The sequence below is a fragment of the Fictibacillus sp. FJAT-27399 genome (genome assembly GCF_001510655.1).
Lineage (GTDB): Bacteria > Bacillota > Bacilli > Bacillales > Fictibacillaceae > Fictibacillus_C > Fictibacillus_C marinisediminis.
Window position 1 is genome coordinate 1,027,628 of the sequence record NZ_LMVC01000002.1, and the last position, 24,065, is coordinate 1,051,692.

Here is a 24,065-nt window from a genome sequence, read left to right on the forward strand (position 1 = left end):
TTAACTACATACAACATATAGAAAAAAGATTGGATTTTTTCATAAGGAGGAGAATGATGGGAGTAGCGGTACATGACCCTTCAGGAATTAACATTGAAATGCTGAATAAGGATATTGAACAATTTCCCCAAGTACACCCCATAACAGGTGACATGAAAACAGCGCATAAAGGTGTTTCCCGTCTTGTAATGCTGGACAGGTACAGTTTTAAAGATACAGAGAGGAAAACATTAAAGGAAGGAGATTTCGTTGTATTAACGGTCAAAGAAGACCCGAAATTCCCTGCGAGAGGACTTGGATACATCGTCAGTATCGATTGGGAAGCGAAAACTGCGCGTGTCAGGGTAGAAGATGAGTTCAAGTCTGCCCTTGATAAGCCGGAGGAAGCGGAATCAGGAATTATCAACCGTTCTTTGGACGTGATGGACAAGCCGCTTGAAGTGTTTTATGAGCAGATCGCAAAGAGAAATGCGACAGGGCTAGCAAGTGTGGAAACCACTGAAGAAAAACGTCAGGAATCTTTCGAGAAGTTTTACAAAGAACTTTCCGAGATGAACTTTATTCCGGCAGGACGTGTTCTATATGGTGCCGGTGCAGAAACAGACGTTACGTATTTCAACTGCTACGTGATGCCTTATGTAAAGGATTCAAGAGAAGGAATCTCTGATCATCGTAAACAAGTAATGGAGATCATGAGCCGCGGCGGAGGGGTAGGAACAAACGGTTCGACCTTAAGGCCGAGAAACGCTCTGGCGCGCGGAGTAAACGGGAAATCATCCGGATCGGTATCATGGCTGGATGATATTGCGAAGCTTACCCATCTGGTTGAGCAGGGCGGGAGTCGCCGCGGCGCTCAGATGATCATGCTCGCGGATTGGCACCCTGACATTATCGATTTTATTATTTCAAAAATGCAAAACCCAAGAATCCTTCGTTACCTGATCGAAAATACAGAGGACGAAAAAATTAAGCAGGTCGCTCAGGACAAGCTTAAATTTACTCCGCTGACACCGACGGAAAAAGCGATGTATGAAGGAATTCTACGTTACAAAGAGATTCCGGGAACAGGTGGATTTGATGCAGATGTTCACCGTGAGGCAGAGCGTATGCTGCGTGATGGGGGAACATACAGTGTTCACAATTCCGAATTCCTGACAGGGGCGAATATCTCAGTAACGATCACGAAAGAATTTATGGAAGCTGTAGAAAATGATGAAGAGTACGCTCTTCGCTTCCCGAACGTTGAAAATTACACACCGGAAGAAATGAGAGCTTACAACAAAGAATGGCATGAAGCTGGTGATGTAAGAGTCTGGGAAGAAAAGGGCTACAGCATCCGTGTTTATAAAAGGATCAAAGCAAGAGAGCTTTGGAACCTCATTAACATTTGTGCAACCTACTCAGCTGAACCAGGCATCTTCTTTATCGATAATGCTAACGACATGACCAATGCTGTTGCCTATGGGCAGAAGGTTGTAGCGACAAATCCATGTGGAGAACAGCCTCTTGCACCATATTCTGTCTGTAACCTTGCTGCTGTTAACCTCGGCACCATGGCAGACAAAGAGTACAAAACGATAGATTTTGAGAAATTGGAGCGCACAGTAGAAGTTGGCGTTAGAATGCAAGACAATGTAATTGACGCGACACCTTACTTCCTTGAACCAAACCGCATCCAAGCACTCGGTGAGCGCCGTGTCGGCCTTGGTGTCATGGGTCTTCATGATCTACTCATCTATTGCGAAACAATGTACGGTTCAGAAGAAGGAAACAAGATGGTGGATAAAATCTTTGAAACCATCGCCACTACCGCATACCGTACATCCATCGAGCTTGCCAAAGAAAAAGGAAGCTTCCCGTTCCTGGTGGGAAAGACAGAAGCAGAAACGAAACAGCTTCGTGAGAACTTTATTAAAACCGGCTATATGAAAAAACTGCCGGAAGATATCCAACAAGGCATCTTGAAATACGGGATCAGAAACTCGCATTTATTAACTGTGGCTCCTACAGGAAGCACCGGGACCATGGTTGGTGTCTCGACAGGGCTTGAACCTTACTTCTCCTTCTCGTACTTCAGAAGCGGAAGACTGGGTAAATTTATTGAAGTGAAAGCGGATATCGTCAAAGAATATTTGGATCGGAATCCGGAAGCGGACGAAAACAACCTGCCTGAATTCTTTGTTTCAGCTATGGAATTGTCTCCTGAAGCGCATGCGGATACGCAATGTGTGATCCAAAACTGGGTAGACAGCTCCATAAGTAAAACGGTGAACGCGCCGAAGGGCTATTCTGTCGATCAGGTGAAAAAAGTGTATGAGCGTTTATACAAAGGCGGAGCAAAAGGCGGGACCGTGTATGTGGACGGAAGCCGTGATGCCCAAGTCTTAACGCTGAAGGCTGAGGAGTCATTTGAACAAACAGAAATGAACCTTGGGGAAGAAGAAAAAAGTAAAGTAGTACTTGTAGATACGATTACAGATCTTCGCTCAACAGATGTTACAGTCGGAAACGAGGTTGGCAATACATGCCCAGTCTGCCGCAAAGGAAAAGTAAAAGAAATCGGCGGCTGCAACACGTGCACGAACTGCAACACTCAGCTAAAATGTGGATTGTAAGAACAGTTCTTTTATAAAAGAGGCATGACCTGCGGGTCGGCCTCTTTTTTTACGGACGGAAGTACTGGAAAGGCAAAATCCCACTGCCGCCCGAATATTTTCTTAAGGCGCCCGAAAAAACTTCTCAGCCGCCCGAAAGCAGTAAATTCATCACGAAAGCGCAGAGCCCAGAGTGCACTCTGTTACATATAAAATCAAACAGCCTTGTCACCCTTTCTTTTGTATAGTAAAATTTTAGACAGAGCAGAGAAAGAATGAATCGGAGGGAACAGCATGCCCCCAACACCCAGCATGGAAGATTATATTGAACGAATCTATGCGTTAATTGAAGAAAAAGGATATGCCAGGGTTTCTGATCTTGCTGAAAGTCTGGAAGTACATCCCTCCTCAGTTACAAAAATGATACAAAAGCTGGATAAAGGAAAGTACCTCGTCTATGAAAAGTATCGCGGATTCGTATTAACGCCAAACGGAAAAAAACTCGGCAAACGCCTCGTTTACCGGCATGAATTACTGGAAGGCTTTTTAAAAGTTATCGGTGTTGACCAGGAAAAAATCTTTGACGACGTAGAAGGAATCGAGCATCATTTAAGCTGGAATGCCATCGACAGGATCGGGGATCTTTTGCAATATTTTGAGGAAGATCCGCAAAGAGTTGAAGTATTAAAAGAGATACAGCAAAAAAATCAGGAACAATCATAACAGGCGTTGTGATTGTTTTTATTTTTGTTGAATATTGTACTTCCCCTCGTGATTAGGATAATAAAGGGGGGAATTCATGATGATGGTGGATGGAGTATTCTCAGGCGGTGGCATTAAGGGGATATCATTGATAGGTGCCATTCAGGCAGCAGAAGAGAGGGGCCTTCAATTCAAACGTGTAGCCGGAACGAGTGCCGGGGCGCTCGTGGCTTCCCTCGTAGCAGCTGGATATACCTCTGCTGAACTGAAAGATCTTATTCACAATGTCGATTTGAAACAGTTTCTTGATGAAAAGAAATCATGGGTGCCCATACCGTTTATGAATTGGCTGAAGGTGTATTGGAAATTAGGTCTTTATAAAGGGGATGCCCTTGAAAGATGGGTTAAGGAGCTTTTAAAGGCAAAAGGCATTGAGACTTTTGCGGATATTCAGGACGGATCGCTGAAAATTATAGCTTCAGATATTACCCGTGGAAGGCTGGTCGTTCTGCCTGATGACCTGCAGGAATACGGTTTGCTGAAAGAAAAGTTTCCGGTAGCCAGAGCGGTAAGGATGAGCTGCAGCATTCCTTACTTTTTTTATCCGATCACCCTTTATAACCGCCTGGGCCAAAAAAGCTTTATTGTAGATGGGGGTGTTTTAAGCAATTTTCCGATTTGGCTGTTTCAGCGAAAAGACCGAACGTCTGAACGGCCGGTCCTTGGGTTTCAGTTAAGTTCATCGTACGGAAATATTCCGGCGCATAAAGTGAACAATGCCTTTAACTTGTTTAAGGCTCTGTTTCAGACGATGATGGAAGCCCATGATAACCGCCATATTTCCAAGTATGATGCGAGTGATATTATTTTTATCCCTGTAAAGGAAATTTCAGTCGTTGATTTCGAACTGGCAGAGGAAACGAAAAATGCTTTAATGGATTTTGGGTATCTGCAGGGAACAGAGTTTTTAAACCGGTGGGTGGCAGGAAAAAAAATATGGACCCCATATAAAAATCGAGCCTAAAAAGAAGCTCGATTTTTTTTCTTATTCTTTTTTCCTTCAATTACTGTGAGGTTGTGTTCTTTTTTACGTTTTTTGAATGGAGCGGGTTTGTTTGCAGCTGAACTCTTCTTAATCGGTGGGGCAGATTGATTATATTTTCGTTTGGACTGCTTTACCGCTTTTTTGTATTTTCCGTTTTCACCGGGACGAAACCGCTGAAAGATAAAATAAACAAGAGCAACAACCAAGCCGATCATGAGCAAATTCGTGATTAACTTTTGAGGTGAAAAGAATAATTGTGACCCAAGTCCAATTACTGCCAACACGATAATAACCCAAATGACTGGATGAAATGATTTTCGATGCAACAGGTTCACCTCCTTGAAGAATTAAACGATTTTTGTACTGTTTTCGAGTTTTCTTTTTTCATGTTCGGCATCCCGGCGGAGCATTTCGGTAAATGACAGGATGGCCACTTCGGTCTGTTCACGGTCAGGTTCTTTCGTGGTGAGAAGCTGTAGCCATAAGCCAGGAAATCCGAGATATTTGAGAACAGGGACATTCCTTAGTTTGTTCGTAATCTGCAAAACTTCAAAAGAAACACCGAGGACTACCGGAATCAGCACTAGTCTGTAAACAACCCGCTGCCATAAAGGATCAGACGGAACGAACAGATAGATAAAGACTCCGACCACTACCGTAAACAGTATGAAACTGCTTCCGCAGCGGTAATGAAGCCTGGTTTGCTTCTTTACATTATCAACGGTAAGTTCAAAACCGTTCTCGTAGGCATTAATTACTTTGTGTTCCGCTCCGTGGTATTGAAAGACTCTTTTTATTGTTGGCGTTAAAGACACAAAGTAAATGTACGATAGGAGAAAAAGAAATTTAAAGAATCCCTCCAGCAGGTTTTGGCCGATATGGCTTTGCACCCAAGGCCTGAATGCTTCTGCGAGAAAAACAGGAACTAGGGTAAAAACAAATTTTGCAAACAGAAAAGAGACGATGCCAATAATGGCCAGACTGAAAACGAACATCGCTTTGGATGGGGAGGACTCTTCCTTTTTTAATTCCTCACCTGGCGGGACGTTATATCTTTCAGTAGAGTAGTTCAAATGTTTGGTTCCGTTTGAACTGGCCTCCAGAATAGCCGCGATCCCCCGAAGAAAAGGAACCTTTTTAATCTTGTTCAGCCATGGGCTGTAGCGCTTAATCACTTCGAAATACTCAATACTGTCATCATTCCTGCGGATGGCGGTAACATATGTGTGCTTGCCGGCAAACATCACCCCTTCGACGACTGCCTGGCCGCCGTATGCCGGTTTTTTGTTTTCTGTCATTTCTACACCTCTACCCTTTATGTTTATTAGCTTAATTCTACAGGAAAAAGCTATAAACCTCTAGGCAATCGTGCGTTATCTTTATTTTTCCCATTTTATACATTTTTAACACGGAATATTAATAGAACTCAACTTATTGAAAGCAATGAAAGAAAACGGGACATACTGTATGATGGAGGTGTTTTTTCCAATGGATGATTTTAAACAGGACAAGAATAAGCGAGAAGAACCGATGTCCTTTATGGCCAGGGTGGTCAGTGTTGGATTCTTTGGGGGGCTTTTCTGGGGGCTTGTCGGTTATTTTGCATACTACCTTAATTTGTCCAAGATTGGACCAGGGCTCATCCTTGCACCATGGGCGCTTGGAAAATGGAAGTCGCTATGGCTTGGCCAGCTCATCGGTGTCATTGCCATTTCTCTTCTTTCCATTCTCGTTGCTATTTGTTACCGATATCTTCTAGCAAAAGTAAAAAGTATGGCTGGCGGCCTCTTTTTCGGTATTGTTCTCTGGGTCATCGTTTTTTACTTGCTCCACCCCATATTTCCAGGCTTGGAACCGATGGGTAAAATAGGAAGAAATACGATTGCCACTACACTGTGCCTGTATATTCTGTATGGCATTTTCGTTGGGTACTCCATATCTTTCGAATATCAGGAACGGCAACCTTCAAAAAGCGGGGAAAGTACCTAACTATTCAAAAAAATACCTGTATGATAGAATGTTCATGGAACATTCTATTTTTTTAAGGGGGCCAATCATGGAACGAATACTGGTCATTAACGGCCCGAATTTGAACCGGCTCGGTACAAGGGAGCCCTCCATATACGGTGATGACACACTGGCTTCTCTTGAACAGCGGCTCATTCATTTCGGAGAGATAAAAAACGTGAAGGTAGAGTGCAGGCAATCCAATCATGAAGGGATCTTACTGGACTGGATTCAAGAAGCAGAGAGTAAATTTGGCGGGATCGTCTTAAATGCAGGGGCCTTTACACATTATAGTTATGCAATTCGGGATGCCATTGCTAGTGTGAACATCCCGGTTGTTGAAGTACATATTTCAAACATTCATGCAAGAGAGGAATTTCGCCACCATTCGGTCATCGCACCTGTTGTGGCCGGACAGATCGCAGGTCTCGGGTTCAAGGGCTATGAGCTTGCGGTTTTAGCACTGCTTGATTCGTTCAGCTAAAATAGGGCATTAGGGGAGGAAAAGGCATGTCAAGATTAGAGAAATTTAGAGCGGAATTTCAAAACCATGATATTGACGGGCTCATCGTAACATCCGGGAAAAATCGAAGATACCTCAGCGGATTTACAGGAAGTTCTGGTGTGCTTGTCATCTCTGAAAAAGAAGCGAAACTCATTACCGATTTCAGGTATATGGATCAGGCAGCAGAACAAGCGAGAGACTTTGAGGTTATTAAGCACACTGCTGCTATTCAGGAAAAAGCTGTTCAAGCCGCGGCCGAAATGGGAATAAGGAAAGCCGGGTTCGAGCAGGATCATCTCACCTTTGCGCAATACCGCACGTACGAGAAGTACATCTGCAGCCAGGACACGGAGCTTGTGCCGATTTCCGGTCTGATTGAAAAATTACGCTTGATTAAGGATAATTCAGAGATTAAGATATTAAAGGAAGCCGCACAAATTGCGGATGCAGCATTCTCTCATATCACTTCTTACATAAGACCTGGCCTAACTGAGCTTGAGGTCTCGAATGAGCTTGAATTTTTCATGAGGAAGAATGGGGCATCGTCTTCTTCTTTCGATATTATTGTGGCATCAGGCTATCGCTCCGCACTTCCGCATGGAGTAGCTTCTCAGAAGAAAATAAGCGAGGGAGAACTCGTCACCCTTGATTTTGGAGCATACTATAAAGGCTATTGCTCGGATATTACACGGACGGTTGCTGTTGGCGAAATTTCTTCGGAGCTTCGGAAGATTTATGAAACGGTTTATGAAGCACAGGCAAGGGGAATGCAGGGAATAAAACCCGGAATGACTGGAAGGCAGGCAGATGCCTTGACGAGGGACTATATTACCGAACAGGGATATGGTGAAAATTTCGGGCATTCGACGGGTCATGGCATTGGCCTCGAGGTTCATGAAGGACCTAGTCTTGCTGTCCATTCAGACATCGTTCTTGAGGCGGGTATGATCGTCACGGTAGAACCGGGAATCTATGTTTCCGGTTTAGGCGGAGTAAGGATTGAAGATGATGCCCTTATTACGGAACAGGGGAATGAATCTCTTACTCATTCTTCAAAAGAAATGCTTATTTTAGGTTAGTATGATCAGGAGGAAAAGCGATGATTTCAGTTAATGATTTTAGAACAGGATTGACCATTGAGGTAGACGGCGGGATTTGGCAGGTAATGGAGTTCCAGCACGTAAAACCAGGAAAAGGAGCTGCCTTCGTTCGTTCTAAGCTCCGCAATCTCCGTACAGGGGGCATTCAGGAAAAAACGTTCCGCGGCGGTGAAAAAGTAGCTAAAGCTCACATCGAGAATAGAAAAATGCAATATTTATATGCTTCAGGTGATACACATACGTTCATGGATAATGAATCGTATGAACAAACCGAACTCACATCCGCTCAGCTTGAGCATGAATTAAAATTCCTGCTTGAGAACATGGTCGTTCAGATCATGACCTATCAAGGCGAAACCATCGGGGTTGAGCTGCCGAACACGGTAGAATTGGAAGTTACAGAAACAGAACCTGGAATTAAAGGCGATACAGCTTCAGGCGGATCAAAACCAGCTACTCTTGAGACTGGCTTGATTGTACAAGTTCCTTTCTTTATTAACCAAGGCGACAAATTAATCATTGATACACGTTCAGGTGACTACGTTTCCAGAGCGTAAATTTACACATGCAAAAAGCTTCATTCCTCATCGGAGGGATGGAGCTTTTTTGTATTTCCTCAGGTCATAAAGCGTGCTGACAAGCATAAGGTATAATACCTATTTCTTTTTGGGGTGGTGCGCTTGGAAAATGTAATGGCCGTGTTGCCGGAAGCTGTCTGTAAATTGATTATAAAGTACCCGAAGGAGCGGTTAGATCAACTTGAGGAAATCCGTTTTCGATTGCAAAAACCGCTTGAGCTGATCATTAATGGCAAACCTGAATACCCTTCCACCGGAAGCGGATATTATATCGTTCGTCCGGAAGATGGCGTTCAGCTGATCAATAAGCTAAGCCGGTATTCCCTTTACGCTCTGGAAGAAGAACTGAAGAGAGGCTATATCACCATCAAAGGCGGACACCGGGTGGGTCTCGCGGGTAAAGTGATCACGGAAAAAGGTGAAGTAAAAGCGATTAGAGATATCGGTTCTTATAACATCCGCATCGCCAGACAAAAAATCGGAAGCGCTGATCCTTTCCTTTCGGTTCTCTACCATAACCGCCGGTGGCTTAACACTTTGATCGTGGGAGCGCCTCAGACAGGAAAAACAACGCTGCTGCGGGATCTTGCAAGAGCGGTCAGTGCAGGATGGCCGGAAAACAATATACCATCCAGCAAAGTAGGCATTGTTGATGAACGCTCAGAGATTGCAGGGAGTGTGAAGGGGGTGCCGCAGTTTGTATTGGGACAAAGAGTGGACGTGCTCGATGCCTGTCCCAAAGCGGAAGGCATGATGATGATGATCCGGTCGATGAGCCCGGAAGTGCTGATTGTTGATGAGATCGGAAGAAAAGAAGATGTGGATGCCATTCTGGAAGCGATGAACGCAGGGGTAGGAATGATGATGACCGTTCACGGACACTCCCTTGAAGAAGCGCTCCGGCGTCCTGCCATTTCCCCTCTTGCTGATATGAAGCTTTTTGACAGGTACATTGAACTGACAAGGGCAGGCAAACCTGGCACCGTCCGAGGGATCTATGATGAGAACAGGAAGCGTATCTCTGCAGAAATGAAGAGCAGGCCATGAACTGGTTTGGAGCGGTACTTATTCTACTGTCGACTACATGGATCGGCTTTGAGCTGGCTAAAAAAGTAAGAGAAAGGCCGAAACAGCTTAGACAGCTGAAAGTAGGCCTCCAATCGCTGGAGGCTGAAATCATGTACGGCCTCATTCCGCTTGATGAAGCCTTCCTCCATCTCAGTACCCAGCTGAAAGGGCCGGTTGCCGAATTTTTTCTCGATGTATCGAATCGGCTGGAGGAATCGGCTTCTTCTGTACTGGATGCTTGGGAGAGTGGTTTAGCCGGTCTGTCCGACGCCTCTGCCTTTAAAAAAGAGGAGATCGAGATCCTCAGGCAGTTCGGCGCAACCCTTGGGAGACACGACCGGGAAAACCAGCAAAGACAAATCAAGTTAACACTCGTACATCTGGAGAGAGAACTTTCTGAAGCGAACGAAGCACAGTTGAAATATGAAAGAATGTACAAGAGTCTCGGTATTCTTGCGGGGCTGCTTCTCATCATCTTATTGTTCTAGTCATGGGAGGAAATCAGATGGGTTTTGAAGTGAACGTTGTCTTTCAAATTGCTGGTCTTGGAATCATTGTGGCGATGCTGCACAGTGTTCTGAAGATGGTTGGAAAAGAAGATTATGCAAATTGGGTGACACTGCTTGGGTTCATAGTAGCGTTATTTATCGTTATTTCACTTTTAAGCGACCTGTTTCAAAAAGTGAAAGGCGTCTTTCTTTTTCAGTAACTGAAGGGGGTTTCCAACATTGAGATTCTTCAAATTGTAGGATTAGGTTTAATAGGTACGTTTCTTGCTCTCATTCTGAAAGAACAAAAAACGTCCTTTGCCTTTTTGCTTACCCTCGTTGTAGGAATTACGATCTTTCTATTCTTGATCGATCAGATTGCTCTAGTGTTAAGGATGCTGGAGCACCTGGCTGAAGAAGCACATATCAATCTTATGTACGTTGAAACGATCATGAAGATCATCGGTATTGCATATATTGCCGAGTTCGGTTCACAGATTACGAGGGACGCCGGGCAGGGTGCAATCGCTGCCAAGATCGAACTTGCGGGCAAAATTCTCATTCTTGTCATGGCGATCCCGATCTTGTCTATCATTATTGAGACAGTCATTAACTTGATTCCGAAGTAGGAGGTGATGAAGACGGCACAGCAGGAATTATTATCCAAGAAATTAATCTTTTTATTTCTTTTGTTATATGGACTCTATACATGGAACAATGGAGTGCAGCCGGCCAGAGCCTCTTCCATCACCCAAAACATCATGGATGATCAGCTGTCCAAGCTTGGGGTAGAGGATATTAAAGAATATTGGACAACCATTATGACAGACTACGGAGGCTTTTTGCCGGAAACGCAAAAAGGGTCTCTGATGGAATTCATAAAAGGAGAAAAAGATTTTAGTATAAAAGCATGGGCATTAGGCATCTTAAAATATTTATTCTATGAAGTTCTTATTCAAGGGAAGCTGCTTGGCACGCTCATTTTACTGACTGTTTTCAGTATGCTGCTGCAGACGATCCAAAATGCTTTTGAGCACCATACTATCAGCAAGGTCGCATACTCTATCATCTATATGGTATTGATCATACTTGCCTTAAACAGCTTCCACATCGCCATGCAATATGCCCAGGAATCGATCAGCACGATGATGAACTTTATGATGGCTCTCGTTCCTCTCCTGCTCGCTCTGATGGCCACAGTAGGAAGCGTGACATCGGTTGCATTTTTTCACCCGGTCATCGTGTTTCTGGTCAATTCGAGCGGTCTTTTAATCAACAATTTTGTTCTCCCCCTATTATTCCTGTCGGCGTTGCTGAGCATTGTGAGCACACTGTCTGAGCATCATAAGGTCACCCAGCTGGCAAAGCTGCTGAGAACTATTGGAATGGGGGCGCTGGCTGTTTTTTTTACGGTTTTTCTAAGTGTGATCAGTGTACAGGGAGCGACGACAGCGGTAGCTGACGGAATTACGGTAAAAACCGCCAAATTTATCACCGGCAACTTCATCCCGGTCGTGGGCCGGATGTTCACGGATGCGACGGATACAGTCATGAGTGCCTCAGTACTATTGAAAAATACAGTTGGTATTGCAGGCGTTGCCATCTTGTTTCTCCTGGCTGTTTTTCCAGCCATCAAAGTACTTGCTCTGGGGTTTATCTACAGTTTTGCAGCTGCAGTCCTTCAGCCGCTGGGAGGCGGACCGATCATCGAATGCCTGGGTATTATCGGAAAAAGCGTGTTGTATATTTTTGCAGCCCTGGCAACGGTCTCCATCATGTTCTTTCTTGCGGTAACGGTTATTGTAGCAGCAGGAAATCTATCATTAATGATCCGTTAGCAGGAGGCCAAAATGAATTTTTTGACAGACTGGATTTCAAATATCGTACTGATCATTCTCCTTGCTGTTATCGTGGATTTGCTCATACCCAATAGCAGTTTTCAAAAATATATCAAAATGGTGGTCGGACTGCTTCTGATCCTGGCGATCCTCAACCCGATACTAAAAATTGCTGGATCCAATGTGGACAAAGTATTCGAGGCGATCGGTGTTGAGCATAAGTTCAATGAGAATGATATAAAAAATTCGATAGAAAAGAATAAAAGAGAAATACAAGACTCCCAGTCTGCATATATTTTAGAACAAACGCGTGTCCACATGGAAAACCTAGTAAAAGAGGAGTTGAAGGCAAACTATGGTGTAACGATACTAAGTCTGCAATTGATCCCTAAAAATGGACCTGCTCAAGGTAAGCTGAAAGCAAATGACATAGATTCAGTCCATGTCATCATCGGGCAGGGCGGAGATAAGAAAGACATAATGGTACCGGCTGTTAAGAACGTGGAAATAAACGCAGATCAACCTGTCCAGAAAGAAAAAGAAACGCAAATTAAAGCTAATCCTGTTCAAACGTTCCTAGCAAAGAAATGGCAGATGAAAAAAGAGAACGTACTGATCTCTACGGAAGGAGGAGAGGAAAATGCCGGGTAGGAGTAAGGGGTCGCTTCAAAAAATATTGGACCTGCTTCCCGGCGGCAACGGCAAAAAAGGGCCGCCTCCTTATATCTGGCTTCTTCTGCTGCTTGGTTTTGCCATTATGATCGCAAGTAAAATTTTCACCCCGCCATCTTCGGAGAACGGTAGCTTGCCAACGGCTGCCATAAAGGCGCCGGAAGAAGCAAAAACCGTATTTAAATCCTCCGGGACCTCTACTTCAAAGAAGTTCAGAGCGTACGAAGATAACTATGAAACACAATTGAAAGACATTTTAGAGCAGATCTCCGGTGTTAAGAAGGTCAGGGTGATGGTTACTCTTGATACTACGGAGATCAAGGAGATTGAGAAGAACGAGAGAAGGCAAAATCAGACGACCAAAGAAACGGATAAGAACGGCGGAGAGCGAACGATCAATGACATCAAAACCGATGAAGAAGTGGTGACGATTAAAAGCGGTGATGAAGAAAGGCCCATCATCATAACGACGGAGAAGCCTAAAGTCCGTGGTGTAATCGTGGCTGCAGAGGGTGCGGAAAACCTGCGCATAAAGGAAATGATCATAGATGCGGTTACAAAAGTATTTGATATTGGAAGCGACAGAGTATCAGTGATACCGAAAAAATTTGAGGGGGAATAAGAAATGCTATTAAAGAAACAAACTGTTTGGCTATTAACAATGCTTAGCTTGATCATCGTCCTGTCCGTATACTATATCACCGCTCCAGGATCGGGAGATGACCTTGCTTATTTAGAAAAGGGAAAAAATACAGCGTCATCTAAGCAGGAGCAGGCAGCAAAGAACAAGAAAGGATCTGAAGCAGCCGTTACAAGTGCTGCAGGAGATGATCTATTTACCGCTCTCCGCATGAAGAGAGACGAATCACGCGACGAACTAAGCAGCAAGTATACAGCGGCTATCGCTTCACCAAATGCTTCAGCCGAGGTTCAAACGGAAGCGCTTGCTAAAATTTCAGAACTGCAGTCCCTGACCATGAAAGAGTCTACATTGGAAACCTTGATTAAAACAATGGGCTACGATGATGCTCTCGTAAATACGATGGATGATGAAGTCAGAATCATTGTAAAAGGAAAACATTCTTCTAAAGAAGCAGTTAAGATTATGAAAAAGGCTGAAGAACAGCTGGGGAACAAACAAGTGGCTGTTGAGTTTCAAAAACCTGCAAAGTAAGCCGGGGATTATGCCCCGGTTTTTTATTTTTTTCCATTTATTCCAGGTAGTATGGCAATTGGTAACATTGGTCAAGATGATACTGAAGAAAAAATAGAGCAACCGCTTACAATGCAGAAAGAATTCATGTAGTATGTACATGTAAAGCGATTTAATCTATTCTTTATACCTAAATTATGATATGCTTTGCTAGTACCAGGTAACAATAGAAGGTGCTAAACTACGGCAGACAACACCGTGTATAGATCGAAAAAGGAGTGGAATTTGCGTGTTGAAAATACAAGAAATCCGAGAATTGATTAAACTAATTGACAAATCCAGTATTGATGAATTCCAATATGAAAATGACGGTGAAAAAATCGTCCTAAAGAAAAATGAAACGAGTGTACAGCAAGGATATGAACCAGCTGATGCACCGGCAGCCATTCAGGCGGCGCCTGCTCAGGCTGCTCCTGAAGCTTCGGTTCCGGCAGAAGCTCCTCAAGCTCCTGTTACTGAGAAAAAGGAAGATGCCAACTTACATAAGATTGAATCTCCAATGGTTGGTACGTTTTACGCATCACAATCACCAGAAAACCCTGCTTATGTAAAAACAGGAGATAAAGTCAGCAAAGACTCCATCGTATGTATTATTGAGGCGATGAAGCTGTTTAATGAAATTGAAGCAGAAGTAAACGGGGAAATCGTAGAAATCCTCGTTGAAAACGGGCAGCTCGTTGAGTATGGACAGCCCCTCTTTTTAGTTAAAGCGGAATAGAGGTGTCTTCTACTATGATTAAAAAGCTGTTAGTTGCCAACCGGGGAGAAATTGCGGTCCGGATCATCAGAGCATGTAAAGAATTAAACATAGAAACAGTCGCTGTCTACTCAGAAGCGGACAAGGATGCGCTGCATGTGCGTTTAGCGGATGAAGCGTATTGCATTGGGCCTAAGTCTTCTAAAGACAGCTATTTAAACTTCACCAACATCATGAGTACGGCGATGCTGACAGGCAGTGATGCCATTCATCCAGGCTACGGATTTTTAGCGGAGAATGCTGATTTTGCTGAGATTTGTGCAGAATGCAATGTTACGTTTGTCGGGCCGAGTGCTGAAGCCATTAATAAAATGGGCATAAAAGACGTTGCCCGTGCAACGATGAAAGAAGCAGGTGTGCCGATCGTACCTGGTTCAAACGGAATTATTTCGGGGAAAGAAGAAGCAATTGAACTTGCGGAAGAAATTGGGTATCCTGTTATTATTAAAGCCACTGCCGGGGGCGGAGGAAAGGGTATCCGTATCGCAAAGACGGAGGCGGAACTGATTAAAGGCATCTCCATTACTCAGCAGGAAGCCGCAACAGCATTTGGAAACCCGGGAGTTTACATTGAAAAGTTCATTGAAGATTTCCGTCATGTTGAAATTCAGGTTCTTGCTGATAATTACGGAAATGTCATCCACCTTGGCGAAAGAGACTGCAGTATTCAGAGACGGCTGCAGAAGCTATTAGAAGAAACACCATCACCGGCCATCTCACCGGAAAAGCGTGAGGAGATGGGAAGTGCCGCTGTGAAGGCCGCAGAAGCGGTAAACTATTCAGGGGCCGGAACGGTTGAGTTTATCTTCGATCATAACAGCGGTGATTTTTACTTTATGGAAATGAACACCCGAATCCAGGTTGAACATCCGGTAACAGAGATGGTAACTGGCATTGATTTGATCAAACAGCAGATTCGTGTCGCTTCTGGTGAACATTTAAGTGTTTCGCAGGAAGACATTGAATTCCAGGGCTGGTCCATCGAGTGCCGGATTAACGCAGAGAATCCCGAAAAGAATTTTATGCCGTCTGCAGGCAAGATTGAAATGTACCTGCCTCCGGGCGGGTTGGGAGTCCGAGTGGATTCAGCCGCATATCCGGGCTACACGATTCCTCCGTATTATGATTCCATGATTGCAAAGGTGATCACATATGGCAATACGAGACAAGAAGCAATCGACCGAATGAAAAGGGCATTGAATGAGTTTGTCATTGAAGGCGTGCATACCACCATTCCGTTCCATCTGCGCCTTTTAAATCATGCCACTTTTGTAAACGGCGACTTTAATACTAAGTTTTTAGAAATTCACGACTTGACGTCAAAGTCTGTAAATTAGGCACGGAGGTGTAATCAATGATGAGTGAGCTTACATTTGAGATGGAAGAGCATCAATCTGAACTTGGAAGAGTGGAAATATCTCCCGAAGTGATTGAAGTGATTGCCAGCATCGCTGCATCTGATGTTGAAGGTGTCGCTTCAATGCGAGGCAACTTTGCGACGGGTGTAGCTGAGCGCTTCGGGAAAAAGTCTCATAGCAAGGGCGTAAAAGTTGAGCTGGGAGAAGAAGGTATTGCCATCAGTGTATATGTGATCATGAATTATGGTGTTTCTATACCTGAAGTGGCACAGAGTATCCAGGACCATATCCGGCAAGGACTCAAGAATATGACAGCCCTTGAGGCAAGTGAGATTAACATTTTTGTTGTCGGTGTCCAGTTTGAGACAAAAGAAAAGCCGCTGGAAGCGCCTGAAGCATACTGATAAAGGGGATTCTCATATCCCCTTTATTTTTTTGCGATTGTTAACTCTTAAGGACATATGATATGATTTCACTTATATTAAGGTACGAACGAGAAAGGAAGTAAAAAATGAAACGTAGACTTGCAAGAGAAAAGGCATTTCAGTCTTTATTCCAAATCGAGGTCAGTGATATTGAACCGGAAGCTGCAATCGCACATGTTTTGGAAGAAGGAGAAAAAGAGGACGAATTTCTTCATTCCCTCGTGTTCGGAACGGTTCAAAACAAACAGGAGATAGATGAAATCATCGCCAATCATTTGGAAAACTGGAGCTTCTCCCGTTTAGCGAACGTTGAAAAGGCAGTTCTGCGCCTTGCAGTTTATGAAATGCAGTTTCATGGGGATATTCCCGTTAATGTATCCATGAATGAAGCGATTGAACTTGCAAAGATCTTCGGAGGAGAAGAGTCAGGCCGTTTTGTCAACGGTGTTCTCGTAAAGATTGTCCAGCATTTTTCAAAATAGGGTACGTACCTGCAAGAGATGCGGTAGGCTCAAAATCAAAAGGAGACGTTTCATGCAAAATGACCGTTATGTAACGATAAGTTCAGTTACCCGTTACATTAAGCGGGTATTCGAAGAAGATGACAATCTCAATAACGTCTGGGTCCGCGGAGAACTATCCAATGTCAAACGACATAGCCGCGGTCATTTGTATTTCACACTAAAAGATGAACAAAGCAGAGTCAATGCCGTGATGTTTGCCGGCAATAACCGCTTTCTTTCTTTTCAGCCCGAAGATGGGATGAAGGTACTGATTCAGGGCGAAATCTCGGTATATGAACCGCAGGGCCAATACCAGCTGTATGCCCGGACCATGAAAAAAGACGGAGTAGGAAATTTGTTTCTGGCTTATGAAGAGCTGAAAAAAAAGCTCGAAATGGAGGGTCTGTTCGAATCTTCCCGGAAAAAGAAAATTCCTTCGTTTCCGGATGAAATCGGGGTCATCACTTCACCGACCGGAGCAGCGGTAAGGGATATTTTGACAACGATTAAACGCCGCTTTCCCATTTCAAAAGTAACCGTTTATCCTGTGCTTGTTCAGGGGGCCGGAGCGGCTGCTTCTATCGCAAATGCGATTGAAAAGGCCAACAGGGGCTCTGCCAATGTCTTGATTGTTGGACGGGGCGGCGGATCCATTGAAGAACTTTGGGCTTTTAATGAAGAACTGGTAGCTAGGGCGATCTATCAATCCTCGATACCCGTTATTTCTGCTGTCGGACATGAGACTGATTTTACCATCGCCGATTTTGTAGCTGACTTGAGAGCGCCTACCCCGACTGCAGCTGCTGAATTGGCTGTTCCTCATATCGCTGAGCTCGAAGACAGGCTCGCTCAGCGCAAATTGAGGTTGACCCGTGCGATGGGTGACCAAATCTCACAAAATCGCCAGCAGCTGTCAAGGCTGCAAAAGTCATATGCCTTTCGCTATCCTGATCAGCTGATCAAGCAAAAAGAGGTTGATCTCGACAGGGTGCTTGAAGCGATGACGAGAGAGGTGCAGCGGAATATCGAGTCCCAGAAAAACAGGATCAGCCAGAATCAAAAACAGCTGTCCTATTTCTCCCCTGGAGATCAGATCCTTAAATTGAAAGAGAAGCAGCTGAAGCTTAGGAAATCATTGATTCGATACATGGAACAGCAAGTAAAGGGCGGTCAGTCAGGCTTTCAAAGCAAACTTTCACGCTTGAATGCCTTGAGTCCGCTGGCGGTTATGGAAAGGGGCTACAGTCTTGTTTATACGGAAGACGAGCAGCTCGTAAAAAATGTGAGCCAGGTGCAGCCTGGAGATACCATTAAGGTTCGCCTGCAGGATGGAAAACTGGATTGCCAGGTTTGGGGATTGGAGGAGAAGAACAATGGCTGAAAAAAATAATATTACCTTTGAGGAAGCAATGGAACAGCTTGAACAAATCGTTGAGCGTTTGGAAGAAGGGGATGTTCCTCTAGAAGAGAGCATAGATCTGTTTCAGCAGGGAATGGCTCTTTCGAAAGTATGCCATTCTAAACTGCAGAACATTGAAAAGAAAATGGATACCATCATGAAAGATAATGGAGATGCTGCACCGTTTATCATTCAGGAAGAAGATCAATAATATGGATATCCAACATTACCTGCAAGGCAAAAGGCAGCTCATCAATGATCATCTCCCTTCCTTTTTAGCTGAAAAATCCATTCCTAGCCTATTAAAAGATTCCATGCTCTATTCGCTTCAAGCAGGAGGAAAACGGCTGAGACCCATCTTGACATTGGCTGTTCTTGATGCGTTCGGAAAGAATTCGGAAGCTGGTATTGAAGCCGCCTGTGCACTTGAGATGGTGCATACATATTCATTGATCCATGATGATCTTCCTTGTATGGATGATGATGATTACAGGAGAGGCAAGCCGACTAACCATAAAACTTTCGGAGAAGCGACAGCCATACTGGCAGGGGATGCACTGTTAACGTTCAGTTTTCAGATGATTGCTGGCAGCAGCACGTATACCCCCGAACAGAAAGTGGCCCTTCTTACCATTCTGTCCGAAGCATCCGGGGCAGAGGGAATGGTGGCCGGACAAGCTGTGGATATGGAATCAGAAAATCAGGAACTGACGATTGAGGAACTGCAATCGATCCATGAAAGGAAAACTGGGCGATTGCTTGAAGCATCGGTTCTTTTTGGCGCTGTACTGGCAGATGCGGATGCTGAAGAATTCGAGCACCTCGGAGTGTTCAGCCGGCATCTGGGAATCGCTTTCCAGATACAGGATGATATTCTTGATGTGACCGGCGATTCCCAGCTCATGGGCAAACAAGCCGGAAGCGATGAACATAACTATAAAAGCACCTATCCAAAACTTCTGACTCTTGAGGGAGCCAAGGTACAGCTAGCTCATCATATCAAGCTGGCTAAAGATAATCTTCGGAAAACAAAAGTGGATCCTGTCATACTTGAAGGGATCACGGATTATATTGTAAGTAGAAACCACTAGTGTTTCAGCCATATTGTTGGTATTCGAGATTTATGGTATGATAGAAAATACTTTGGAGTGGTGCAGTATTCTAGTCAGTCTCCCATTCTTGAAGGCGGGCCTAAAAATCCGCCAAAGGGCACATCGATGAAGTTCCTGGTGTTGGCTTGAGGCGCCCAGCCTTGGGTTAACGCTGGGAGTTAAGGTCGCAGGGCGATCCACAATGGCATGTGGGCGTTGACCCTGCTTCCGCGGAGACCCCCATCTTTACGGCTTGCGTTCTAATACCTTGCTGTGAAATGGGGTTTGAACCTGTTTATGTTCTGCGAACAGCGGAAACATGCAGCGTAGCCTGCCTTGAGTGGAGCTTGAGGGGATTATGGTCATAGGGACGATGGATGGTTGGCCGCCTGAAATCTGTTCATGCTATATGAAATCATCTCTGCAAAAGAGGCTAGGGAAATGGGGAAGGGCTGTTGAGGAAAACTCCTAGACTGTTCCCACCGACATTCAAAAAGGATTATAGTGCGGACTAAGTGGCAATCCAGTCTAACGTTTGGCGACATCGTTAAGGAGGAAGTAAAGGGAAACCGCGGAGATGGCGACATTTCCGTTTCCTCTTGGGAAAACCTACTGGACCTAAGCCGCAGCGTTTACTTTTTGAATGACCACTCCTATTACATAATTCAAATGGAACCTTACGTTTGATCTTGGCGTAAGGCGTTCATTATATTTAGGGAGATTTTATGAAACATTCTTTTCATAAATCGCTAAAATGGAGTACAGGCATTGCCGTTATCACGCTCGTGTTAGCGGCAATTTTTTCAGTAGCTTCCACCCTGCTGCTGAGTGGTGTATCATGGGGCATGGGTATGGTGATTGTGTTAATTATTGTTCTTATTGGGGTATTTTTTGATATCATTGGAGTAGCATCAACTGCAGCTAATGAAGTTCCCTTTCATGCCATGGCATCTGAAAAAGTGCCGGGTGCCAGACATGCCATACTAATTACAAGGAATGCTGACAGGGTAGCCAATTTCTGCAATGATGTGATTGGAGATATATCAGGCATTATCAGCGGAACGGCTTCGGCCGCGGTAATTGTTGAATTGACAATGAACCTTGGGCGTGGAGAAGGAACGGTGTTTGAACATACAGTTTCCATCTTGTTTACCGGGATTATTGCGTCTATTACGGTTGGAGGAAAAGCGTTCGGAAAATCATATGCGATCCATCATGCCACAGCCATTATTTTTCAAGTGGGCCGTTTAATATATTTTTTTGAGGAAAAATTAAAGATTAAACTAATTGATACTTCTTCTAATAGAGGAAAGAGAAGGAATTAAATTGGAAAGTGAGGATTTTCCATGAAACTGGAAGATATTCAAAACCCTCAGTTCTTGAAGTCCTACGATCAAGAACAGCTTATGAAGCTTGCGCAGGAGATCCGACAATTTTTAATCAGCAAGCTCTCTGTTACAGGCGGGCATCTCGGTGCCAATCTTGGGGTAATAGAACTGACACTTGCCCTTCATAAGGTTTTTGACAGCCCGAAGGACAAGCTGATCTGGGATGTCGGCCACCAGGCTTATATCCACAAAATGCTGACAGGCAGAACATCGCAATTTGATACATTGCGCCAATATAAAGGTTTATGCGGATTTCCGAAACGAGTTGAAAGCGAACATGATGTCTGGGAAACAGGACACAGTTCTACTTCCTTATCAGCTGCTATGGGGATGGCCATTGCCCGTGATCTAAAAGGGACAGATGAAAAAGTAGTAGCCGTTATTGGAGATGGCGCTTTGACAGGCGGTATGGCTCTTGAGGCACTGAACCATATCGGGCACGAGAAGAAAGATCTGATCGTCGTTTTAAATGACAATGAGATGTCCATTGCCCCGAATGTCGGTGCTCTGCACAGTGTGCTCGGCCGCATGAGGACAGCTAAAAAATACAATAAAGCAAAGGATGAACTGGAATCTCTGATCCGCAAAATCCCTGCTTTTGGCGGAAAGCTCGCAGCAACTGCTGAAAGGGTGAAAGACAGCCTGAAATACATGCTTGTGTCAGGAATGTTCTTCGAAGAACTGGGATATACCTACCTTGGCCCTGTGGACGGACATGACCTTTCTGATCTGGAAGAAAACCTTCGTTATGCGAAAAAGACAGAAGGACCTGTTATTGTCCACGTATTGACGAAAAAAGGCAAAGGCTATAAACCGGCTGAACAGGACCTTACGGATCATTGGCACGGAGTTGGGCCATATAAAATTGAATCCGGAGAGAAGATTAAAGCGAAACAGGCTGCTCCTTCTTACAGCAAACTCGTCAGTGATACACTGAGTACGTTGTCAGAGACTGATGAACGGGTTGTGGTGATCACACCTGCCATGATCTTAGGGTCACAGCTTCAAGGGTATGCTCAAAAGTTCCCTGACAGGCTGTATGATGTTGGGATTGCAGAGCAGCATGCCATGACGATGGCTGCAGGGCTCGCTACTCAAAACATGAAGCCCGTGCTTTCCATCTACTCTACATTCCTGCAGCGGGCATATGATCAGCTCGTACATGATGTGGCGAGACAAAATTTAAATGTGATCTTAACCATTGACCGTGCAGGACTTGTTGGAGCTGATGGTGAAACCCACCAAGGCGTTTTTGATATAGCGTTCATGCGCCATATTCCAAACCTGGTGATCGCTATGGGGAAAGATGAGAATGAACTTCAGCATCTTGTCCATTCCGCGGTGAATTACGATGATGGCCCGATTGCAATTCGGTTCCCACGAGGAAACGGACTCGGAGTTGAATTAGATCCTGAGTTGGAAGAGATTCCAATCGGAAGCTGGGAAGTATTGAAAGAAGGAAACGAAGCCGTCATTCTTACATTTGGAACAACGGTTCCGATGGCATTGGAAGCTTGGGAAATCCTTGCAAAACAAGGTGTTTCCGCCAGGGTGATCAACGCCCGCTTCATCAAGCCCTTTGACCATGAGATGATGATGGGAATCCTTCGTGAAGGGTTGCCGATCCTCACAATCGAGGAAGCAGTCCTGCAAGGCGGTTTCGGCAGTGCAGTTCTTGAGTATGCCAACGAGCATCAGTTCTACTCATCTATGGTAGACAGGATGGGGATACCGGATTGCTTCATTGAGCATGGGAGTGTAACAAAGCTGCTTGAAGAGATCGGGATGACGACAGAAGCGGTTGTAGAACGGACGAAGAAGCTCGTTCTAGAAAAAAAGAAAAAGGGTCTATATACATGAAGAAAGAACGAATCGACGTTTTGCTTGTTGAACGGGGTTTGAGTGAGACGAGGGAAAAAGCAAAACGTTCAATAATGGCCGGGCTTGTCTATTCGGGAAGCGAGCGATTAGACAAACCGGGTTTAAAGATCGATATTGAAGCTCCTCTGGCGGTAAAGGGCAATGCACTGCCATACGTGAGCAGGGGTGGTTTAAAGCTGGAGAAAGCGATCAAGGTATTCAGCTTGAACCTTGAAGGAAAAATAGTTCTGGATATCGGGGCATCCACCGGTGGGTTTACCGATTGTGCCCTCCAAAATGGGGCGAAGTTTGTATATGCCCTTGATGTCGGATACAATCAGCTTGCCTGGAAAATCAGACAGGATGAACGTGTAGCTGTAATGGAAAGAACAAATTTCAGGTACGTCAAACCAGAGGATCTTGCCTTTGGTCTGCCGGAATTTGCTACGATTGATGTTTCGTTCATTTCGTTAAAACTGATTCTGCCTGTTCTTAAGACCATCTTAAAACCGGGCGGAGAGGTCATGGCTTTGATCAAGCCTCAGTTTGAAGCCGGGAGAGCGGATGTTGGCAAAAAAGGAATCGTACGAGATCCTGCTACCCACGAACGGGTTATCGGAGAAATCATCCGATTTTCCCGCAACGAAGGATACAGTGTTAAGCATCTTTCTTTTTCTCCTATAACTGGCGGGGAAGGAAACATCGAATTTCTTGTTCACTTAAAGTCTGAAGAAGAAACAGCAGATACCTTTCAAGAGGAAGATATTGCGAAAGTCGTTTCGGAAGCTCACCTTCAATTCAAAAAAACAGATGCAGAAGAATAAATAAACAATGGCCCGTATTACAAATCAGTGATACGGGTTATTTTTTTGCTCATAGTGGTTATTGTAAGAATAGAGAAAAAATGTACAAGTACCGGACAATATTATAAGATAAGAGCAGATGACATAAGAATTTGGGCTCCAATTGATATTAAATGAGGTGAAAGACGTGAACAAAGGCCAACGTCATATTAAAATAAGAGAAATCATTACACATAAAGAAATTGAGACACAAGATGACCTGGTCGAGCAGCTTCGCAATGCTCATTTTAATGTGACACAGGCTACGGTTTCCCGTGATATTAAAGAACTGCATCTTGTAAAAGTGCCGATGTCAGACGGAAGGTACAAATACAGCCTGCCTGCAGATCAGCGTTTCAACCCGCTGCAAAAGCTAAGGCGGACACTGATCGACAGCTTTGTAAGCATCGACCAGGCTGATCACTTAATTGTTATGAAAACGCTGCCCGGTAATGCCAACGCGATTGGTGCCTTGATCGATAATCTGGACTGGGAAGAGATTATGGGAACCATCTGCGGTGATGATACGATTCTGGTAATATGCCGTTCGAAAGATGTTTCTCCCGACGTGTCACAGCGGTTTCTTGACATGCTGTAAAATCAATGGGTTTCTAACCTCAAAAGCTTAAAAA

28 protein-coding genes are annotated in these 24,065 nt (G+C 44.4%); 26 read left to right on the forward strand and 2 right to left on the reverse strand.

What is annotated here, in order from left to right:
* Window positions 1-56 precede the first annotated feature (56 nt).
* From AR335_RS10180 to AR335_RS10190, 3 genes are all read left to right on the forward strand, one after another.
* Window positions 57-2,615 (forward strand): vitamin B12-dependent ribonucleotide reductase, encoded by a 2,559-nt coding sequence (locus AR335_RS10180; protein WP_062235048.1) that lies wholly within the window; start codon window positions 57-59, stop codon window positions 2,613-2,615.
* Between the two features lie 273 nt (window positions 2,616-2,888).
* Window positions 2,889-3,317 carry a transcriptional regulator MntR gene (mntR, locus tag AR335_RS10185; protein WP_062235052.1) on the forward strand — a complete coding sequence of 143 codons (429 nt, stop codon included), beginning with the start codon at window positions 2,889-2,891 and terminating at the stop codon, window positions 3,315-3,317.
* A 76-nt stretch (window positions 3,318-3,393) separates the two neighbouring features.
* Window positions 3,394-4,320 carry a patatin-like phospholipase family protein gene (locus tag AR335_RS10190; RefSeq protein ID WP_369795810.1) on the forward strand — a complete coding sequence of 309 codons (927 nt, stop codon included), beginning with the start codon at window positions 3,394-3,396 and terminating at the stop codon, window positions 4,318-4,320.
* Here AR335_RS10190 and AR335_RS10195 read toward each other — a convergent pair.
* Both AR335_RS10195 and AR335_RS10200 read right to left on the reverse strand, forming a co-directional pair.
* A complete protein-coding gene (locus AR335_RS10195) occupies window positions 4,317-4,676 on the reverse strand; it encodes an SA1362 family protein (RefSeq protein ID WP_234293245.1) in 360 nt (119 codons plus the stop codon). The genes AR335_RS10190 and AR335_RS10195 overlap by 4 nt on opposite strands.
* 12 nt (window positions 4,677-4,688) lie before the next feature.
* Window positions 4,689-5,639: a DUF1385 domain-containing protein gene (locus AR335_RS10200; RefSeq protein ID WP_053357915.1), complete on the reverse strand. Its 951-nt coding sequence runs from the start codon at window positions 5,637-5,639 to the stop codon at window positions 4,689-4,691.
* A 190-nt stretch (window positions 5,640-5,829) separates the two neighbouring features.
* Between AR335_RS10200 and AR335_RS10205 the strand changes: the two genes are divergently transcribed.
* From AR335_RS10205 to ahrC, 23 genes are all read left to right on the forward strand, one after another.
* Complete coding sequence (locus AR335_RS10205; protein WP_062235058.1) at window positions 5,830-6,330, forward strand: YqhR family membrane protein; 501 nt, start codon at window positions 5,830-5,832, stop codon at window positions 6,328-6,330.
* A gap of 67 nt (window positions 6,331-6,397) precedes the next feature.
* Complete coding sequence (gene aroQ / locus AR335_RS10210; RefSeq protein WP_062235061.1) at window positions 6,398-6,832, forward strand: type II 3-dehydroquinate dehydratase; 435 nt, start codon at window positions 6,398-6,400, stop codon at window positions 6,830-6,832.
* Window positions 6,833-6,858: 26 nt separating this feature from the next.
* On the forward strand, window positions 6,859-7,932 hold the full coding sequence (locus AR335_RS10215; RefSeq protein WP_062235064.1) for a M24 family metallopeptidase: 1,074 nt from the start codon (window positions 6,859-6,861) through the stop codon (window positions 7,930-7,932).
* Between the two features lie 20 nt (window positions 7,933-7,952).
* Window positions 7,953-8,510, forward strand: a complete 558-nt coding sequence (efp, locus tag AR335_RS10220; protein ID WP_053357919.1) for an elongation factor P — start codon at window positions 7,953-7,955, stop codon at window positions 8,508-8,510.
* 123 nt (window positions 8,511-8,633) lie between these two features.
* Window positions 8,634-9,578: a stage III sporulation protein AA gene (spoIIIAA, locus tag AR335_RS10225; protein WP_053357920.1), complete on the forward strand. Its 945-nt coding sequence runs from the start codon at window positions 8,634-8,636 to the stop codon at window positions 9,576-9,578.
* Complete coding sequence (gene spoIIIAB / locus AR335_RS10230; RefSeq protein WP_062235066.1) at window positions 9,575-10,087, forward strand: stage III sporulation protein SpoIIIAB; 513 nt, start codon at window positions 9,575-9,577, stop codon at window positions 10,085-10,087. Before spoIIIAA ends, spoIIIAB begins: the two co-directional genes overlap by 4 nt.
* A 17-nt stretch (window positions 10,088-10,104) precedes the next feature.
* Window positions 10,105-10,308, forward strand: coding sequence for a stage III sporulation protein AC (gene spoIIIAC, locus AR335_RS10235; RefSeq protein WP_053357922.1), 204 nt, complete (start codon window positions 10,105-10,107; stop codon window positions 10,306-10,308).
* A gap of 18 nt (window positions 10,309-10,326) precedes the next feature.
* Window positions 10,327-10,716 (forward strand): stage III sporulation protein AD, encoded by a 390-nt coding sequence (spoIIIAD, locus tag AR335_RS10240; protein ID WP_082683440.1) that lies wholly within the window; start codon window positions 10,327-10,329, stop codon window positions 10,714-10,716.
* Between the two features lie 6 nt (window positions 10,717-10,722).
* Entirely contained in the window at window positions 10,723-11,925 is a 1,203-nt protein-coding gene (gene spoIIIAE, locus AR335_RS10245) for a stage III sporulation protein AE (RefSeq protein ID WP_062235072.1), read from the forward strand.
* 12 nt (window positions 11,926-11,937) lie between these two features.
* Window positions 11,938-12,576 carry a stage III sporulation protein AF gene (spoIIIAF, locus tag AR335_RS10250; protein WP_062235075.1) on the forward strand — a complete coding sequence of 213 codons (639 nt, stop codon included), beginning with the start codon at window positions 11,938-11,940 and terminating at the stop codon, window positions 12,574-12,576.
* Entirely contained in the window at window positions 12,566-13,219 is a 654-nt protein-coding gene (gene spoIIIAG, locus AR335_RS10255) for a stage III sporulation protein AG (protein WP_062235078.1), read from the forward strand. The genes spoIIIAF and spoIIIAG overlap by 11 nt, the downstream gene beginning before the upstream one ends.
* Window positions 13,220-13,222: 3 nt before the next feature.
* Window positions 13,223-13,771, forward strand: a complete 549-nt coding sequence (locus AR335_RS10260; RefSeq protein WP_062235081.1) for a SpoIIIAH-like family protein — start codon at window positions 13,223-13,225, stop codon at window positions 13,769-13,771.
* A gap of 268 nt (window positions 13,772-14,039) precedes the next feature.
* Window positions 14,040-14,528 (forward strand): acetyl-CoA carboxylase biotin carboxyl carrier protein, encoded by a 489-nt coding sequence (gene accB / locus AR335_RS10265; protein WP_062235085.1) that lies wholly within the window; start codon window positions 14,040-14,042, stop codon window positions 14,526-14,528.
* Window positions 14,529-14,542: 14 nt separating this feature from the next.
* Complete coding sequence (accC, locus tag AR335_RS10270) at window positions 14,543-15,904, forward strand: acetyl-CoA carboxylase biotin carboxylase subunit (RefSeq protein WP_053357929.1); 1,362 nt, start codon at window positions 14,543-14,545, stop codon at window positions 15,902-15,904.
* 20 nt (window positions 15,905-15,924) lie between these two features.
* Window positions 15,925-16,329: an Asp23/Gls24 family envelope stress response protein gene (locus AR335_RS10275; protein WP_053358532.1), complete on the forward strand. Its 405-nt coding sequence runs from the start codon at window positions 15,925-15,927 to the stop codon at window positions 16,327-16,329.
* A gap of 107 nt (window positions 16,330-16,436) precedes the next feature.
* The gene (gene nusB / locus AR335_RS10280; protein ID WP_062235088.1) at window positions 16,437-16,832 is read left to right on the forward strand and encodes a transcription antitermination factor NusB; all 396 of its coding nucleotides are present in this window, start codon (window positions 16,437-16,439) and stop codon (window positions 16,830-16,832) included.
* A 52-nt stretch (window positions 16,833-16,884) separates the two neighbouring features.
* The gene (xseA, locus tag AR335_RS10285; RefSeq protein WP_062235091.1) at window positions 16,885-18,234 is read left to right on the forward strand and encodes an exodeoxyribonuclease VII large subunit; all 1,350 of its coding nucleotides are present in this window, start codon (window positions 16,885-16,887) and stop codon (window positions 18,232-18,234) included.
* Complete coding sequence (locus tag AR335_RS10290) at window positions 18,227-18,463, forward strand: exodeoxyribonuclease VII small subunit (protein ID WP_053357932.1); 237 nt, start codon at window positions 18,227-18,229, stop codon at window positions 18,461-18,463. Before xseA ends, AR335_RS10290 begins: the two co-directional genes overlap by 8 nt.
* A gap of 1 nt (window position 18,464) precedes the next feature.
* Window positions 18,465-19,343 (forward strand): polyprenyl synthetase family protein, encoded by an 879-nt coding sequence (locus AR335_RS10295; protein WP_082683441.1) that lies wholly within the window; start codon window positions 18,465-18,467, stop codon window positions 19,341-19,343.
* A gap of 725 nt (window positions 19,344-20,068) precedes the next feature.
* Window positions 20,069-20,668 carry a hypothetical protein gene (locus AR335_RS10300; RefSeq protein ID WP_062235097.1) on the forward strand — a complete coding sequence of 200 codons (600 nt, stop codon included), beginning with the start codon at window positions 20,069-20,071 and terminating at the stop codon, window positions 20,666-20,668.
* 21 nt (window positions 20,669-20,689) lie between these two features.
* Complete coding sequence (gene dxs, locus AR335_RS10305) at window positions 20,690-22,591, forward strand: 1-deoxy-D-xylulose-5-phosphate synthase (protein WP_062235099.1); 1,902 nt, start codon at window positions 20,690-20,692, stop codon at window positions 22,589-22,591.
* Window positions 22,588-23,415, forward strand: a complete 828-nt coding sequence (locus AR335_RS10310; RefSeq protein ID WP_062235102.1) for a TlyA family RNA methyltransferase — start codon at window positions 22,588-22,590, stop codon at window positions 23,413-23,415. The genes dxs and AR335_RS10310 overlap by 4 nt, the downstream gene beginning before the upstream one ends.
* A 166-nt stretch (window positions 23,416-23,581) precedes the next feature.
* Window positions 23,582-24,031, forward strand: a complete 450-nt coding sequence (gene ahrC, locus AR335_RS10315) for a transcriptional regulator AhrC/ArgR (RefSeq protein WP_053357937.1) — start codon at window positions 23,582-23,584, stop codon at window positions 24,029-24,031.
* The last annotated feature ends 34 nt before the right edge of the window (window positions 24,032-24,065 follow it).